15 protein-coding genes are annotated in these 16,441 nt (G+C 38.0%); 6 read left to right on the forward strand and 9 right to left on the reverse strand.

Annotated elements, in window-relative coordinates; genetic code table 11:
• Nucleotides 1–9: 9 nt before the first annotated feature.
• On the reverse strand, nucleotides 10–912 hold the full coding sequence (locus BMZ04_RS09135; RefSeq protein WP_093268434.1) for a LysR family transcriptional regulator: 903 nt from the start codon (nucleotides 910–912) through the stop codon (nucleotides 10–12).
• 119 nt (nucleotides 913–1,031) lie between these two features.
• On the opposite strand from BMZ04_RS09135, the gene gltB reads away from it, so the two are divergent.
• From gltB to hisF, 4 genes are all read left to right on the forward strand, one after another.
• Complete coding sequence (gltB, locus tag BMZ04_RS09140) at nucleotides 1,032–5,567, forward strand: glutamate synthase large subunit (protein ID WP_093268442.1); 4,536 nt, start codon at nucleotides 1,032–1,034, stop codon at nucleotides 5,565–5,567.
• 16 nt (nucleotides 5,568–5,583) lie between these two features.
• The gene (gltD, locus tag BMZ04_RS09145; protein WP_093268447.1) at nucleotides 5,584–7,065 is read left to right on the forward strand and encodes a glutamate synthase small subunit; all 1,482 of its coding nucleotides are present in this window, start codon (nucleotides 5,584–5,586) and stop codon (nucleotides 7,063–7,065) included.
• A 468-nt stretch (nucleotides 7,066–7,533) separates the two neighbouring features.
• The gene (gene hisH, locus BMZ04_RS09150; RefSeq protein WP_093268451.1) at nucleotides 7,534–8,133 is read left to right on the forward strand and encodes an imidazole glycerol phosphate synthase subunit HisH; all 600 of its coding nucleotides are present in this window, start codon (nucleotides 7,534–7,536) and stop codon (nucleotides 8,131–8,133) included.
• A gap of 13 nt (nucleotides 8,134–8,146) precedes the next feature.
• Nucleotides 8,147–8,920, forward strand: a complete 774-nt coding sequence (hisF, locus tag BMZ04_RS09155; protein ID WP_093268456.1) for an imidazole glycerol phosphate synthase subunit HisF — start codon at nucleotides 8,147–8,149, stop codon at nucleotides 8,918–8,920.
• Nucleotides 8,921–9,105: 185 nt separating this feature from the next.
• On the opposite strand, the gene BMZ04_RS09160 is transcribed toward hisF, so the two are convergent.
• From BMZ04_RS09160 to BMZ04_RS09180, 5 genes are all read right to left on the reverse strand, one after another.
• The gene (locus tag BMZ04_RS09160; RefSeq protein ID WP_093268461.1) at nucleotides 9,106–9,246 is read right to left on the reverse strand and encodes a YjcZ family sporulation protein; all 141 of its coding nucleotides are present in this window, start codon (nucleotides 9,244–9,246) and stop codon (nucleotides 9,106–9,108) included.
• Between the two features lie 179 nt (nucleotides 9,247–9,425).
• On the reverse strand, nucleotides 9,426–10,085 hold the full coding sequence (locus BMZ04_RS09165) for an HAD family hydrolase (RefSeq protein ID WP_093268465.1): 660 nt from the start codon (nucleotides 10,083–10,085) through the stop codon (nucleotides 9,426–9,428).
• A gap of 108 nt (nucleotides 10,086–10,193) precedes the next feature.
• Nucleotides 10,194–10,829 (reverse strand): spore coat protein, encoded by a 636-nt coding sequence (locus tag BMZ04_RS09170; protein WP_093268470.1) that lies wholly within the window; start codon nucleotides 10,827–10,829, stop codon nucleotides 10,194–10,196.
• A 172-nt stretch (nucleotides 10,830–11,001) separates the two neighbouring features.
• Nucleotides 11,002–11,448, reverse strand: a complete 447-nt coding sequence (locus BMZ04_RS09175; RefSeq protein ID WP_093268474.1) for a hypothetical protein — start codon at nucleotides 11,446–11,448, stop codon at nucleotides 11,002–11,004.
• Nucleotides 11,445–12,011, reverse strand: a complete 567-nt coding sequence (locus BMZ04_RS09180) for an SLOG family protein (protein ID WP_093268479.1) — start codon at nucleotides 12,009–12,011, stop codon at nucleotides 11,445–11,447. The genes BMZ04_RS09175 and BMZ04_RS09180 overlap by 4 nt, the downstream gene beginning before the upstream one ends.
• Nucleotides 12,012–12,122: 111 nt before the next feature.
• On the opposite strand from BMZ04_RS09180, the gene BMZ04_RS09185 reads away from it, so the two are divergent.
• Together BMZ04_RS09185 and BMZ04_RS09190 are read left to right on the forward strand one after the other, a co-directional pair.
• Complete coding sequence (locus BMZ04_RS09185) at nucleotides 12,123–12,353, forward strand: YuzF family protein (protein ID WP_093268483.1); 231 nt, start codon at nucleotides 12,123–12,125, stop codon at nucleotides 12,351–12,353.
• An 18-nt stretch (nucleotides 12,354–12,371) separates the two neighbouring features.
• Complete coding sequence (locus tag BMZ04_RS09190) at nucleotides 12,372–13,265, forward strand: manganese catalase family protein (protein ID WP_093268487.1); 894 nt, start codon at nucleotides 12,372–12,374, stop codon at nucleotides 13,263–13,265.
• 26 nt (nucleotides 13,266–13,291) lie between these two features.
• Here BMZ04_RS09190 and BMZ04_RS09195 read toward each other — a convergent pair whose 3' ends face one another.
• The 3 genes from BMZ04_RS09195 to BMZ04_RS09205 are packed head-to-tail and all read right to left on the reverse strand — an operon-like array spanning nucleotide 13,292 to nucleotide 16,434.
• Entirely contained in the window at nucleotides 13,292–14,485 is a 1,194-nt protein-coding gene (locus BMZ04_RS09195) for a CaiB/BaiF CoA transferase family protein (protein ID WP_093268492.1), read from the reverse strand.
• Between the two features lie 26 nt (nucleotides 14,486–14,511).
• Nucleotides 14,512–15,645: an alpha-hydroxy acid oxidase gene (locus tag BMZ04_RS09200; protein WP_093268496.1), complete on the reverse strand. Its 1,134-nt coding sequence runs from the start codon at nucleotides 15,643–15,645 to the stop codon at nucleotides 14,512–14,514.
• Nucleotides 15,646–15,657: 12 nt separating this feature from the next.
• Nucleotides 15,658–16,434, reverse strand: a complete 777-nt coding sequence (locus tag BMZ04_RS09205) for an enoyl-CoA hydratase/isomerase family protein (protein ID WP_093268499.1) — start codon at nucleotides 16,432–16,434, stop codon at nucleotides 15,658–15,660.
• Nucleotides 16,435–16,441 lie beyond the last annotated feature (7 nt).

A 16,441-nucleotide genomic window follows, 5' to 3' on the forward strand; every position in this document is an offset into this window, starting at 1 on the left:
TAACTATTTTCATTGGTATTGTCCAAGCACTGCAAAAAATTGGATGACAAATTGATGGAACACCTTTTCAGATGGAGATAGCTCGCGTGTTGCAGGACTAATAATGCCAACGGTTCTTCTAATAACCGGTGTTTCGATTGGTAGCTTCACTGTAAATCTTGGTGTTGCATCATAGAAGGAACTTTCTGGTAGGAGACTTACTCCCATTCCTGCTGCGACTAACCCCTTTATAGCATCCATATCTTCCCCTTCGGAAGAAGTCTTCGGTGTGAACCCTACGGAATTACAAGCATCTAGCGCTGTTTTACGTAAAATATATCCTTCAGGAAATAAGATGAAATCATCATCCAGCAAATCCTTTAAGTGAATTTTCTCTCGTTTTGCCAATCGATGTGAAGAAGGTAAGAGTGCCGAAAATTTTTCGGTAAATAAAATAGAAGTGTTTATCGAATGATCCTTTGGTGGAAGAGGTCCTAAAAAAGCAAGATTTAATTCTCTGTTTTTCACAGCATCGATTAAATAATGATAAGAACCTTGACGTAAATGGAACGCTACTTGCGGATATTCTTTTTTAAATGCTGAAATGACAGTTGGCAAAAAGTGCCCGGCTAAACTAGTAGGAAAGCCGATTTTAATCGTCCCTTTATCTGGATCTAGATATTCTTCAATTTGTTTTTTTGCATAATCTATAGCTTGTAATGCAGAAATACTATGCTCTAAAAAAATCTTCCCAATAGGTGTTAACTTCACATTTCTCCCGACACGTTCGAATAATTCTACTCCAAGTTCATCTTCTAAATTGGCAATTTGCCGACTAACTGCTGACTGAGCTACATGCAAATGGATCGCCGCTTCAGAAATATGTTCCCGTTCTGCTACTTCGATAAAGTACCTCAACTGGCGTATTTCCATCGTTTCCCCCTAATCTATCTAAAATGTAGATGATTTATATCCAAATTATATATTGTTTGTATTAGTTTGAAAACATACAATATTCCTAAGTTAGTTTTTGAAAAGATGGAGGGATTCACATGACATTTCATCAAATACCGAAAGCACAAGGCATGTACGATCCAGCGTTTGAACATGACGCATGTGGGATTGGTTTATATGCTCATATAAAAGGTAAGCAAACACATGACATTGTTAAAAAAGGATTAGAAATGTTATGCAGGCTAGATCACCGTGCAGGACGTGGAGGTGATGGCCAAACGGGAGATGGTGCAGGGCTTATGGTGCAAATCCCGGATGTATACTTTCGTGTTGTTTGTAACGAATGGAATTTGCCGAAAAGCGGGGCATACGGCGTAGGAATGCTATTTTTTACAAATAACATGGAAGAACGCGAAGCAATTGAGCAAAAGATAAACGAGAACATTATTGGAGAAGGGCAAGAACTAATCGGATGGCGAACTGTGCCGATTAACGTGGAGTGCTTAAGTGAAAAAGCAAAAGAAACAGTACCAGTCGTTCGTCAAGTATTCATTAAAGCAGTAAATACGAAAGACTCCCTTGCATTCGAACGTAAATTATACATCATCAGAAAACAAGTAGAGCACTGGGCACTACAACAAGAGAAGAAATTCTATTGTGCAAGTCTCTCTAGTCAAACAATTGTTTATAAAGGATTGCTCACACCGGAAGAAGTGGACCTGTTCTACGTAGATCTTCAAGATGAATTATTTACATCTGCGTTTTCTTTAGTACATTCTCGCTATAGTACGAATACTTTTCCGAGTTGGGAAAGAGCACATCCAAACCGATACATTGTCCATAATGGAGAGATCAATACATTACGTGGAAATATAAACTGGATGAAGGCTCGTGAACAACAGTTTGTATCGAAAGCATTTGGAGATGATCTTGCTAAATTATTGCCGATTATTGATACAAATGGAAGTGACTCTTCCATGCTTGATAATGCTTTTGAATTTTTTGTACTTGCCGGTAGAACACCTGCGCATACTGCCATGATGTTAATACCAGAACCTTGGACAGAAAACCCGCATATTAGTGACGAGAAAAAAGCTTTCTATACTTATCATAGTAGTTTAATGGAGCCGTGGGATGGACCAACCGCTATTTCATTTACAGATGGGAAGCAAATTGGAGCTATTTTAGATCGAAATGGATTACGTCCTGCTCGCTACTATGTAACAAAAGACGATTACATTATTTTCTCTTCAGAAGTGGGCGTAGTAGATGTAGAAGAAGAAAATATTTTGATCAAAGAACGTTTAAGTCCCGGCAAAATGCTACTTGTAGATTTGGAACAAGGTCGTATTATTTCAGACGAAGAAATAAAATCCGATATGGCAAATGCACTACCGTATGAGAAGTGGTTAAACGACAACTTAGTAACAATTACATCCGAAAATGAAAAACCAGAGCAAATAGATGATCTTTTATTCAAGCAAAAAGCGTTTGGTTACACATATGAGGACATTCAAAAATATATCATCCCAATCGCACTAGATGGTAAGGATCCCATTGGATCAATGGGTAATGATACACCGCTTGCCGTATTATCGGATCGACCACAATCATTGTTCAATTATTTTAAACAACTATTTGCACAAGTGACCAATCCACCAATTGATTCGATCCGTGAGCATATTGTTACGTCGACTATGACATTACTTGGAGCAGAGGGAGACTTACTGCATCCAACTGCACAAAATAGTAGACGGATCTTTTTAGACATACCAATATTAACGAATAGTCAGCTGAAACAATTGAAAAATATGAAGTCAAAATATTTTCAAAGTGCAACAATCCATTTAAATATGCCAGAAAACTTACAAAACGAATTAGATAATATTTCTAAAAGAGCGGATGAATATATAGCTCAGGGAAAAACTTTGCTAGTCCTGTCTGACCGACAAATAGGAGTAAATCAAATAACCATGCCTGTGCTACTTGCAGCAAGCAGCCTTCACCAACACTTACTACGTACAGGAAATCGAACGAAGGTAAGTATTATTGTGGAGTCTGGCGAAACAAGAGAAGTACATCAATTTGCAGCATTAATCGGTTACGGCGTGGATGCGATCAACCCTTATCTTGCCTATGCTACGATAGCTGAAGCAATAGAAAATGGGCATATTGCTACAAGTTACATGGAAGCCGTAACGAAATATAGTAAAGGCATAGCAGATGGTGTCGTAAAAGTAATGTCCAAAATGGGAATATCGACCGTTCAAAGTTACCGGGGGGCGCAAGTTTTTGAAGCTGTAGGTATTAGTAAAAACGTAATTGATCGCTACTTCACAGGAACTGCTTCTCAAATAGGAGGAATCAGTCTAGAAACAATTGCACAAGAAGCAAATAAACGACAACAAGCAGCTTGTGATTCAAAAGGGACTACTTTAGATTCTGGTAGCGATTTTCAATGGAGAAGTACAGGAGAACATCATGCGTTCAATCCAAAAACGATACACACGCTTCAGTGGGCTACTCGAAAAGGGGATTATGGATTATATCGCCAGTATGCAGAAATGGCGAACGAAGAGCGAATTGGGTTTTTGCGAAACTTACTAACATTCAAAAAAGATGCAAAGCGCATTCCGTTAGAGGAAGTAGAGTCAGTAGATTCTATCGTCAAACGCTTTAAAACAGGGGCGATGTCATTCGGTTCATTAAGCAAAGAAGCGCATGAAACACTTGCCATTGCGATGAACCGGATCGGTGGTAAAAGTAATAGTGGGGAAGGCGGAGAGCATCCAAGTCGCTATGAATTAGATGCAAACGGAGATAATCGTCGCAGTGCTATTAAACAAATTGCGTCTGGTCGATTCGGTGTAAAAAGTCATTATTTAGTGCAAGCAGATGAGCTACAAATAAAAATGGCGCAAGGGGCAAAACCGGGAGAAGGGGGTCAGTTGCCTGGAAATAAAGTGTACCCTTGGGTAGCTGATGTTCGTGGCTCTACTACTGGAGTAGGATTAATATCTCCGCCACCGCATCATGATATTTATTCGATAGAAGATATGGCGCAATTAATTCATGACCTAAAAAACGCGAACAGAGCAGCACGAATTAGTGTAAAACTGGTAGCGAAATCTGGGGTAGGAACAATTGCTGCCGGTGTTGCAAAAGGTGCGGCTGATGTCATTGTTATTAGTGGATATGACGGGGGAACAGGCGCCTCACCTAAAACAAGTATTAAACATACGGGGCTTTCTTGGGAACTCGGTCTTGCGGAAGCTCATCAAACATTAATGTTAAATGGGCTTCGTGATCGAGTCAGACTCGAAACAGATGGGAAACTGATGACTGGTAAAGACGTAGTAATGGCTGCTCTACTCGGTGCAGAAGAATATGGTTTTGCAACGGCCCCACTAATTGTTCTAGGTTGTGTCATGATGCGAGCATGTCATTTAGATACTTGTCCAGTTGGAATTGCGACTCAAAATCCAGAGCTCCGTGACAAATTCACGGGAAGTGCGGATTATGTTGTAAACTTTATGAAATTCGTAGCAGAAGAAGTTCGTGAATATATGGCGTTACTTGGTTTTAGAACAGTAGAGGAAATGGTAGGACGTACGGATGTGTTAGAAGTAAGTGATCGTGCAAAAGAACATTGGAAAGCTAAACAATTGAATTTAGCGGCACTCCTTTATCAACCGGAAGGAACTCGAACGTTCAAAACTATTCAAAACCATAAAATAGAACAATCACTCGACTTACGTGAACTGTTACCAAAAGTAGAACATGCGATATTAAATCAATCAAAAGTGGAATTGAATTATCCAATTGCAAACACGGATCGTGTAGTAGGCACAATCATTGGAAGTGAAATTTCCAGACAATATGGTGCTAGAGGGTTAGCGGATGATTCAATTGTACTTCGATTTACAGGTGCAGCTGGGCAGAGTTTCGGTGCATTTGTACCAAAAGGAATGTCAATGTATGTAACAGGAGATGTAAATGATTATTTTGGAAAGGGGCTATCCGGAGGGAAACTAGTTGTTTCTGCATCTATAAAAGGTGCTACTGAAGGAAATGTTATTGCTGGAAACGTTGCATTGTACGGTGCAACAAGTGGAACTGCATTTATTAATGGTCGTGCTGGGGAGCGCTTTGCAGTTCGTAATAGTGGGGTAGATGTTGTTGTAGAAGGCATTGGGGATCACGGATGCGAGTATATGACGGGTGGTCGTGCTGTCATACTAGGGGATGTTGGAAAAAATTTCGGCGCAGGAATGTCTGGCGGAATTGCGTATGTACTTGTAGATGATGATTTGGACGGATTTAAACAAAAATGCAACATGGAAATGATCGGATTGGAACGAATAGTACTGTCAGAAGAAAGGCATGCAATTCGCCAATTAATAATGGATCATTACTATTACACAAAGAGCACGAAAGCGATGAATATACTTGATCAATGGGAAATTTTTGCCGAAAAATTTGTAAAAGTAGTTCCGAATGATTATAAACTAATGCTTAATAAAATTGCTGATCTGAAACGCACTGGTTTAGCAGATGATGCAGCTGCAATGCATGCATTTTTAGCCACTTCTGTAAAACAAGATCAAAAGGAAAAAACATTAGTAAAAAGATAGAGAGGGGGAATGACAAATGGGCAAACCGACTGGATTTATGGAATATGAACGGGCAAAAGGAAAGGAGGGAACCCCTCTCAAACGTATAAAAAACTGGAGGGAGTATGCTTCCAAGTTAACGGACGGTGCACTTCAAACACAAGGGGCAAGATGTATGGATTGTGGGACACCTTTTTGTCATATGGGTATTGAAATAAGAGGTGCAACTGCAGGGTGTCCGATTAATAACTTAATTCCTGAGTGGAATGATTTGGTATATAAAGGAAAATGGCGAGAGGCGCTCGAGAGACTTTCCATGACGAATAATTTTCCGGAATTCACTGGCAGGGTTTGTCCAGCTCCTTGCGAAGGATCTTGTACACTTGCTATTTCAGATCCTGCAGTTTCCATTAAAAATATTGAACGGACGATTATTGATAAAGGATTTGAAAATGGCTGGGTAGTACCGAGAATTCCGCAAGTTCGGACGGGTAGAAAAATTGCAATCATAGGATCTGGCCCAGCTGGACTTGCAAGTGCCGATGAGTTAAACCAAGCAGGACATTTTGTCACAATATACGAACGGGCGGACCGTGCTGGAGGACTACTAACATACGGAATTCCAAATATGAAGTTGGAAAAAGAGGTAGTGGAGCGTCGTATTCAGCTTCTTCAGCAAGAGGGAATTGATTTTGTATTAAATACGGAAATCGGCAAGGATATTTCCGCAGAGCAATTAACAGAACAATTCGATGCAATCATTATATGTAGCGGCGCACAAAAACAACGAGCGCTTCATTTGGAAGGAAGCACTTCAAACGGAGTTCATCTTGCAATGGATTACTTAACTTCCACAACAAAAAGCTTGCTCGATTCGAACTTTAAAGACGGACTATTTATCGATACAAAAGGCAAGGACGTCATTGTAATAGGTGGGGGGGATACAGGTGCAGACTGTGTTGCAACTGCCATAAGGCAAAATTGTAAATCGGTTGTCCAGTTCGGTAAACACCCACAGTTACCAACTTCAAGAGGAGAAGATAATTTATGGCCGACTGATCCAAATGTTTATAAATTGGAATATGCTTATGAAGAAGCGGAAGCAAAATACGGCAAAGATCCACGTGAATATTTGATTCAAACGACGAAAATGGTCGCTGATGAGAAAGGTAATTTAAAAGAGCTCCATACGATTCGAATGGAAAAAATACTTGGGGAGGATGGTTATCACTTTTTCCGCGAAGTACCCGGTACAGAAAAAATCTGGCCTGCGCAATTTGTGTTTGTTGCTATAGGTTTTGAAGGACCAGAGCTAAATTTACCAACCCAATTTGGGGTCAATATTGTGAATAAAAAAATTGCCGCTTCAACAAAAGATTACGCAACCAGTGTGGAAGGTATATTTACCGCTGGGGATGCAAGAAAAGGGCAAAGTCTAATCGTTTGGGCTATAAAAGAAGGGCAAGAAGTGGCGAAAAAAGTGGATGCATACGTTAGCAAAAAACAGGTAACTTTATAAGTGGCTGGTTCAAATTGACGACAAAAGTATTTTTAAAAACCGTTATTAATAAGGTGAAATTGCCTCTAGAGGTTTTTTATCCAGTTGAAAGTAAAAATCGTGAATATCTATCAGGAAGTGTTTATAAGGCAAGGACCACCACGAAGACTCCTGTGGGAACAGCTTGAGCTGAAGACACCGCAGGAACGCTTGAGGAACAAAGGCTAAGAACGCCACCTCGTGTGGCAACGCCTTTGTGACCAACATCGTGTTGGCCTGAGGAGGCTGAAGCCAAGCCCACGGAAAGCGAAGTGGTGGTCCTTGCCGAATTCGATATACAACTCTATGCACCCAAAAATGGTTAATCTACAGTCTAAACCAGTCACTTTATAAGTGACTTGTTTTAGTTTGCTAGTGAACTAAAGTTTTTGTTTTATTTTTTAATATGAAATGTCATAATAAAAACATACTAACAGTGGAGGCAAAACAATGATTGGCATAATCGATTATGGAGCAGGGAATCTACATAGTGTATTAAAAGCAATCGACCGTCTAGATTATCAAACGAAACTTATTACAAAACCAAGTGATCATGATGAAACGATAACAAAACTCATACTACCCGGCGTTGGAAATGCGAAAGTTGCAATGAACGTGTTAAATGAAACAGGTTTAGCGAATTATATTAAAGAGGCAGTCGCAAGCGGTACTCCACTCCTAGGCATTTGTTTAGGAATGCAACTTCTACTTGAAACAAGTGAAGAGGGAAATGTGGAATGTTTAGGTTTAATCAAAGGAAGCGTTCCAGAATTTAAGGAAACGGTTGAAAAGGTGCCCCATATGGGCTGGAACCAAGTGAAGGATGTCCAAAACCATTTCTTATTTAATCAAATTCCGCAACATTCCGATTTTTACTTTGTACATTCTTTCTATGCAAATCCTACAGAACAAAAGGATGTATTAGGAGTTACCGATTACGGATATGATTTTGCAAGCGTTATTGGGAACGAACAAGTAATGGGCGTTCAGTTTCACCCAGAAAAAAGCGGCAAATATGGTATCCAATTATTAGACAATTACTGTAAATGAGGAGTAAACCAATATGCTTAGAAAAAGAATTGTTCCAGCAATTGATGTGTTAAATGATAAAGCCGTAAAATATGTACAGTTTCGTAATCCAACGATTATTGGAGATCCGGCTGAGCTTGGTAGAAAATATACAGAAGATGGAGCGGACGAATTAATTTATTTAGACACTACTGCTTCTCTTAAAAACCAAGACCTTAAACTTGAGTGGATTCAAAAAGTTGCAGAACAAGTATATATTCCGTTTTCTGTCATTGGTGGTGTACGAACAATTGATGATTTTAAACGGTTACTTCGTGCTGGTGCAGATAAAGTAGGTGTAAATTCTGCAGCAGTAAAGCGGCCAGAACTTCTTCGGGAAGCTGCCGAAATTTATGGTAAACAATGTGTAGTTTTAGGATTAGATGCGATGCCTATCTATAATGAGGATGAAGAAATTATTAGATGGGAAGTGTATACACATTCCGGTCATGAGAAGACTGGAATGGACATCGTAGAATGGGCACAGCAAGCAACAGAACTTGGAGCAGGCGAAATCATTTGTACGAGTATTCATAAAGATGGTATGAAAAACGGCTATGATATCGAATTAATAAAATTACTTTCTGAAAAAGTAAATGTCCCAATTATTGCTTCTGGAGGTGCGGGCAAACTCGAGCATATTGAGGAAGTTTTCGCAGAAGGTCATGCTGATGCAGCGCTTGTAGCTTCGATGATCCATTACGGCGATTACACCATTACTGAAATTAAATCTTATTTACAAGAAAAAAATATTAATGTACGAATTTAAATACAGGTAAAAAAGGAATCGTTTTAGGAAACGATTCCTTTTTACATTGCATGACTTTTTGAATAATGATTGATCCTAATAGAAGTATAAAGTGATCATTATTCAAAATAAAGGAGAAACTTCATAAAGAGCAGATGTTTTCAATCTACCCTTTGTGCGTATTTCGAATAAATCTACGCCTATGCTTAGTATCTCATCATTGTTGCTCCTACGATAATAAGAAGAATAAACAACACAACAATCAATACAAAGCTTGAGCCAGCTCCACCGTAGCCACCATCATAACCACCGCCGTAGCCACCACCGTATCCATATGACATATACATTCACCACCTATTCTTAGATTGAGGACAATACATTTGTATCCTCTATTTATTTTATGCGACTTCATTGTTTGGATTTGGACTAATGAAAAGAAATGATAGTAGGTAGAGGATTCTCCCTATCTGATACTCTAGTGCATACAAAAAAAAGCATCGGCGCATAGCCAGATGCTTCTTTGTTTTTAAATTATTTCCCAATCACGCTCTTTTGCAATTACCTGCAGTTTTCCCTCAGGATTCACTGCAATTGGATTTCCGACGAGTTCTAGAACGGGCAAGTCTGAAAAGCTATCCCCGTATGCATAACTATTTTCCCAATCAATTTGTTTTCCTTCTAGTGCCTGTAATATATTTTCCGTTTTTCGAGTTCCATTCACATGTTTGATATGCGTTTTTGTATCCACTTTATTCCCTTTATATGAAATTTCTGTACCGATAATTTGATTAAAAGAAATTCCTGCTGTAACTTGATGCAAAAACTGCGTATATGCACCAGAAACAAGTAGTATATGTATATTCTCAGCTTGATGTTTTTCAAGCCTTGCGATCACTGCCTGATTGAAATCTATTTGCACTGGTTTCGTTAGTTCTTCAAAATAAGACTCCATTTCTTTACTTGTTATTCCATCAAAAGCTTCTATGTATAATTGCATCGAACGTTCTTTCATTTTGGCATCTGGATAAAGTTTCAATTTATTCGCAATATAAGGTGGAACGATGGATCTATAAAAGCGATTATATTTTGTTTTATAAACGGGGTGTTCTTTCAAATGATTCATCAACAGCTTGAACGTTTCTTCTGCATATAGTGTGCCGTCAAAGTCAAAAATTGCAACTCTCATTTTGTTCACCTTTTCTTTCCATTATGTCGTTGCTATCAATTATAGCTTAAATTGAAGTGGAGACAATGGAAAAAAACTTGTCCCTACTGCAAATAGGGACAAGTTGTATTATTGTACTTGGTTGTTCATTGGTCCTTGAACGGGAGCGAAAGCATTCAACAAGCCTTGCATATCTTGTTGATTTAGCTGTGGTACCTGGTAGTAATGATGTTTGTTTTGATAAATAGAAAGTTCATATGCCATTTCTATACAGTTTGGAATTGAGTCTGCTAGTACTCGTCGTACTACAGGATTCGTTGTTTCTAATGCGGCACCTGTTTTAATAGTTGCTGATGCTTTTGCAGCACCAAGTAAGTATCCAGAAATCATTTCATCTGTAATTTCATTTGGGTTTTGTACTGGCTTTTTAGGTTGGGTTGGCTTCAAACCATAAACGAAATCATTTCCAGTTTGCATTTTATAGCTAGAAGTAGGGTGAGAAGGATCTTGACCCGTTTTGAAACATTCTACCGTAATATTGTATTCATCCAATGCAAATGCATGTTGACGATTTAAAATATTAAGTAGTTCTTGATCTTGCACATGTGGACGAAGTATTGTTTTCAAGTTCAACCCAGATACAACCGTCGATAATACTTCATGAAGATCAAATAATTCATGTCCACCATGATTCATTTGTTGTGGAACACTGCCAGTTTGCATATTTTGATGTGTTTGACCTTGGTCAAATGAGTTTTGATTCATTCAAATTTTCCTCCTTGTAAAAATGTGATGGGACATCCTCGTTAGCTTGACCGATTGTTCCATTATTATGCATACTATTGGCACTTGTTACATATTTGTTTCAAATTCAAGGCACGAAAACAAAAAAACAATCATGAATTGTTAAATATTCATGATTGTTTTAACTATTAGATTAATTTCCAGTCGCTTCTACTAAAGAAGAGATGAATGTTTGGAGAAATTGGTAAGCTTCGCCGATTGTAAAGTTTTCACTAAATTGATGAATGTAATCTAGTGGCAAATTAATCTCCCATAAGCCTTCATCTCCAGAAAACATCAAACTGTAATTCATTTTTTCATCGTTATAATGCTCTTTCAAGTAAGCTTCTATTTTACTTGCAAATTTCTTCTGGATGGCAAGTCCGAACATAGCTGTGTATACGTCAAATACTTCGTCGTATTCTAATACCAATCCATCTACTTTTATCGCTTCCAAGTCGTCCGATTCCAAATAAACATATTCATTTTTCTTTTCTTTGAAATGAGATAGGGGAGTATTTAAAAACTCACTTGAATCTTTTGATACCAGTTCTTCTGTTTCTTTATCATATCTTTCACACACTACATTTTGATTACTCATAAATAATCATTCCTCGTTTCTTCTGCGATTTCTTCCGCTATTGTTTGAAGGTCGTAAGCATCGATATTAAATAGCGAATAGTTTTCTTTTTCCATGTATTGCTCCGCTAACTTTTTGATGAATTTGGGGGAGCCTTCATTCTCTTCATCATACACAATAAGCATACCATCTGAGTTTCGAAGTAAAAATTTATTTTTTTCGATGAATTGCCAAGGTGCTTCGTATGGTCTTTTCGTTAAGCTTGTTTCATAATCGGCTTGCAACAATAAGCTATTGTATTTTTCTTGTTTTAGCTCGTTCCAATTTTTTTCTTGGTCTAAAAAAGGAGTGATAATGGCGTACTTTAAATGTGGGAATGCTTCTTTCATTTCGAGTACGACCTCGGCTGTCCATGTTTCAACTCCTTGTTGTCCACTTAGTATAACCCATTCCAATCCTTCATCCAGTAGTCCATTTAAATGGTTTTTAATCGCTTGTTTAATAACTGGAATTCCAGGATGAGAATCATTAAAAATGCCTAATTCATGAGCTTTATAACCTGTTACTACTAACCGTTTTACCATTTATACTACCTTCTTTGTATATCATCTCTACTTAATCTTACCACTTTATTGTCACCTTATAAATCTTCTTCTCATACAATACAACGATTGAAGAGAAAGGATGGGATTCAATTGAATGCAAATCCACAATCATCTGTTAATTTTGTAAGTAGTTTTGAGCCATATTTATATCATCTACTTCAAACGTTAGCCGGAAATCGAGTTGCTGTACAATTGACGACTAAGAGTACTATTCAAGGAAATTTAACAATGGTCGCCCCAGATCATATTGTAGTAGAGGTTAGTGGCAGTCCTTTTTATATAAGAAATCAAGAAATTGTATGGGTCACCCTATCAAAATAGAAAAAGGAGTATGATTCATTGTTCAATCGAGTGAACAAATTATTAATTGAACTCCCAAACTTAGAGTATGGTGATGCAAATGCAGCAGCTGCTGTTCAAGAGTTACTAGGTGGTAAGTTTGGTGAGATGTCCACATTAAATAATTATATGTATCAATCATTTAATTTTAGAGAAAAGACAAAATTAAAGCCTTTTTATGATCTTGTAGCAAGTATTACCGCGGAAGAATTTGGACATGTCGAGCTTGTATCTAATACGATCAACTTATTGCAAAAAAATACTTCATTTAATGGTGATCCAAATGTTACACCACTTCAAAATGCAAAGGAAAAAAGAAACACCTATCACTTTATAGCAAATGCACAAACTTCACTAGCAGGAGACTCCATGGGAAACCCTTGGAGAGGAGATTATGTTTTTTCAAGTGGTAATCTAGTGCTAGATTTACTTCATAACTTCTTCTTAGAATGTGGTGCAAGAACACATAAAATGCGCGTGTATGAAATGACGGACCATCCTACTGCAAGAGAAATGATTGGTTACTTGCTTGTTCGTGGGGGTACACATATTTTGGCTTATGCAAAAGCAATGGAGATGGCAACTGGAGTAGATGTGACGAAAATGCTTCCAATACCAAATCTAGATAATCGAGCTTTTGATCAAGCAAAAAAATACGAGGATCTTGGTTATGGAAATGTACTATTTACATGGAATAACGTAGGAGATTATAAAGATATAAAGCAGATCTGGAAAGGAACAAACCCAACAAGTGGAGCACAGCTAATTGTAAAAGAAGGTAGTCCAAAAGGGTATGATATACCGAATCTAGACTCTCTTCCAGAAGAGTTCGCACCCGGTATTGGACCAGAAGAGTACAAAGCGATTGCTAAAAGGTTAATGGAAAATATGTAAAAAAAGCCGATTGCAAATGCAATCGGTTAATTTTTTAGTACTCTATTTGCTGTGATAGATTCAATCTCATCCAATGAATAGCCAAGTTCCACTAACACTTCTTTATTATGCTGTCCAAGAAGGGGAGCGGGGCTTCTAAATTGTCCTGGTGTCTCTGAAAATTTAGCAGGGAAGCCTAATGTTTTCATCTCACCAGCTACTGGGTGCTCATAATCTAAAATCATTTCTCTAGAAATAATATGCTCATCAGCAAGTGTTTGATCATACGAATAAATAGGGCCAGATGGGATACCATTTTTGTCTAATAAATCTAACCAATACGAGGAATCCTGTTCTCTTAATACTTTTTCCATTTCTACTTCTAGCTCATCTACATGTTGTGCACGAATAGAATTCGTCAAAAAACGTTCATCCTGTATCCATTCCGGTTTATGTACGACACCTAAGCAAAACTTTTCCCATAGTTTTTGATTGGCAGCACCTATTAGTATAAAGCCATCTTTCGTTTTATAGCCTTGATAGGGAGCGGAAACACGATGCGCTGTACCATTTCTACGAGGAACTTCACCTTTACCGAAATAAGCGGCAGCTTCCCAAACAGTCCAAGCAAGGCCCGAATCGACTAGTGATACATCAATATATTGTCCAATGTTAGTTTTTAAACGGTGAATATAGGCCGCTAAAATAGATTGGATAGCTGTTTGCGCAGCGGCAATATCATGAATGGCAATTCCGACTTTAACCGGTTTACCTGTACGCTCACCGGTCATATCTATTAGACCGGACAAACCTTGTGCCATGATGTCAAATCCGCCTTTATTTTTGTAAGGCCCTGTTTGACCATAACCTGAAATCGAACAATAGATAATACGAGGATTGATCGATTTCAGCGTATCATAATCAATACCAAGTTTTTTTGTAACTCCTGGACGATAATTTTCAATAAAGACATCTGCATCTTCTATTAATTTGTATAAAACTTGTAATCCTTCATCCGTTTTTAAATTAAGACAAACTCCGCGTTTATTGCGATTTACCATCATATACATATAGCTTTCTTCATTAATATATGGTCCCATCGTACGAGTATCATCGCCATTTGGATATTTTTCTACTTTGACAACGTCTGCTCCCATATCGCCAAGTACCATTGTGCAATATGGACCAGCTAATACTTGAGACAAGTCGACCACTTTCATTCCTTTTAACGCTTGTTCCATTTAAATTTACCACCTTTAATAAATCCTTAGCTTTTAACTACTTTTAACTTGTGAAGATCATTCACATGACTGATGCCACTTAAAGAAATGGAGACCTTTGTTTCCTCAAGGAAGCTTTCTAATACACGTTCAACGCCCGCTTGACCACCAGCAGCTAATCCCCATACAAATGGACGGCCGATACATACAGCAGTTGCACCTAGAGCTAGAGCTTTTAATGCATCGGAACCACGTCGGATTCCGCTATCAAATAATACAGGGATTTTGCCGTCGACTGCTTCCACTATTTCCGGAAGTGCATCAATGCTTGCAATGACACCATCTAGCTGGCGACCACCGTGATTTGATACGATAATGCCATCGATTCCTTTTTCAATTGCAAGTTTTGCATCTTCTGGATGCAGTATGCCTTTAATGAGTATTGGTAAAGAAGTCTGTTCTCGCAGTTCTGCAATAGCATCCCAATTTAATGAGGGGTGATAAAGATAGTCTACGATGCCATTAATAATAGACTCCTCCGATTGATCCGGGAGGGAAGCCATAAACACAGGATCCGTTATAAAATTCCCTTTTGCTAATCCTTTTTTAAGCGGAGAGAATTGGTTGCGCACGTCTTCTTCACGCCAACCGAGCATAACTGTATCAACTGTTACTACTATCGCTTTGTACCCGGCCTTTTCGGCTCTTTTAACGATGCTATATGAAATTTCTTTGTTTTCGGACCAATATAATTGAAGCCATTTTGCGCTATCTTCTGTTGCTGCAGCAATTTCTTCTATTGAATAGCTAGAAACAGTGCTTTGTATATACGGGAAGTTATACTTCGCTGCGGCTTTTGCTACTGCTATTTCTCCATCTTCATGCGCAATTTTATTCATTCCAACAGGAGCAATGAAAAGGGGGTGCTTGTATATTTGCCCAAACAATGTAATCTCCGTATTTAATGTAGAAACATCATTTAGAAATCTTGGGACAATGGAATAGTTTGCAAATGAATCTGTGTTTTTACGTAATGTTTCTTCTCTACCTGCTGAAGAGCGTATGTATCCAAAGGGGCCAACTTCTAGTTTTTCTTTAGCGGCGTGTTCCAATTCAGTAAAATTTATCGGGTGTTTTTCATTTGAGCCAATATTCTTTAACAATAAATCTAAGTTTGTCATGCTAACCACTCCTTATGAAAAATTAGGTTTTCTTTTTTCTAAAAACGCAGCAATGCCTTCTTTATAATCCTCGGAACTAAAGGAATCTAAAATAAGTTGTTCGATTTCTTTTGTTTCTGCATTTTCTCCGTCGATAATCGATTGAATAACTTGTTTAATTCCATTGTTTGCAACAGAAGATTTACGAATGATTTGTCCTGCAAATTCTAAACACTTTTCTTCAATTTCTTCCATTTCATAAACATAATCGATCAATCCGATTTCTTTTCCTTCTTCTGCACGGATTAATTTAGCTGTATATAATAATTCTTTTGCTTTTGATGGTCCGATCAAGTTAACTAAACGCTTTGTGCTCGTTAAATTGTAAATGATTCCTATATTAGCAGCCGTGATTCCAAGTTTACTACCAGATGTTGCAAATCTAAAATCACAAGAGTTAGCAAGTTCTAAACCACCACCAATTGCCAGTGTTTTAATAAGGGCAATTGTAGGCTTTGGAAAACGATATAGTTTTTCAATCGATTCAAGTGTTGCATCGTTATAATCTTTTGCCTTTTGAGCAGAAAAGCGATTTTCCAGAAACTCCGAAATGTCTGCGCCAGCCGAGAAAGCCGTTTCGTCGACACCTTTTACGATCAATACTTTAATTTGTTGATCCGATTCCAATTCCTCTAATATGTCTCCTAATTGTTTAAACATAGCAAGAGAAAAAGAATTTTTTTTCTCTGCACGATTAAAAATTAAAGTAGCAATAGCACCATTTTTTTCTACATATAAATTGTTCGACATCAGATAA

It is taken from the genome of Psychrobacillus sp. OK032 (genome assembly GCF_900111345.1).
Classification (GTDB): Bacteria; Bacillota; Bacilli; order Bacillales_A; family Planococcaceae; genus Psychrobacillus.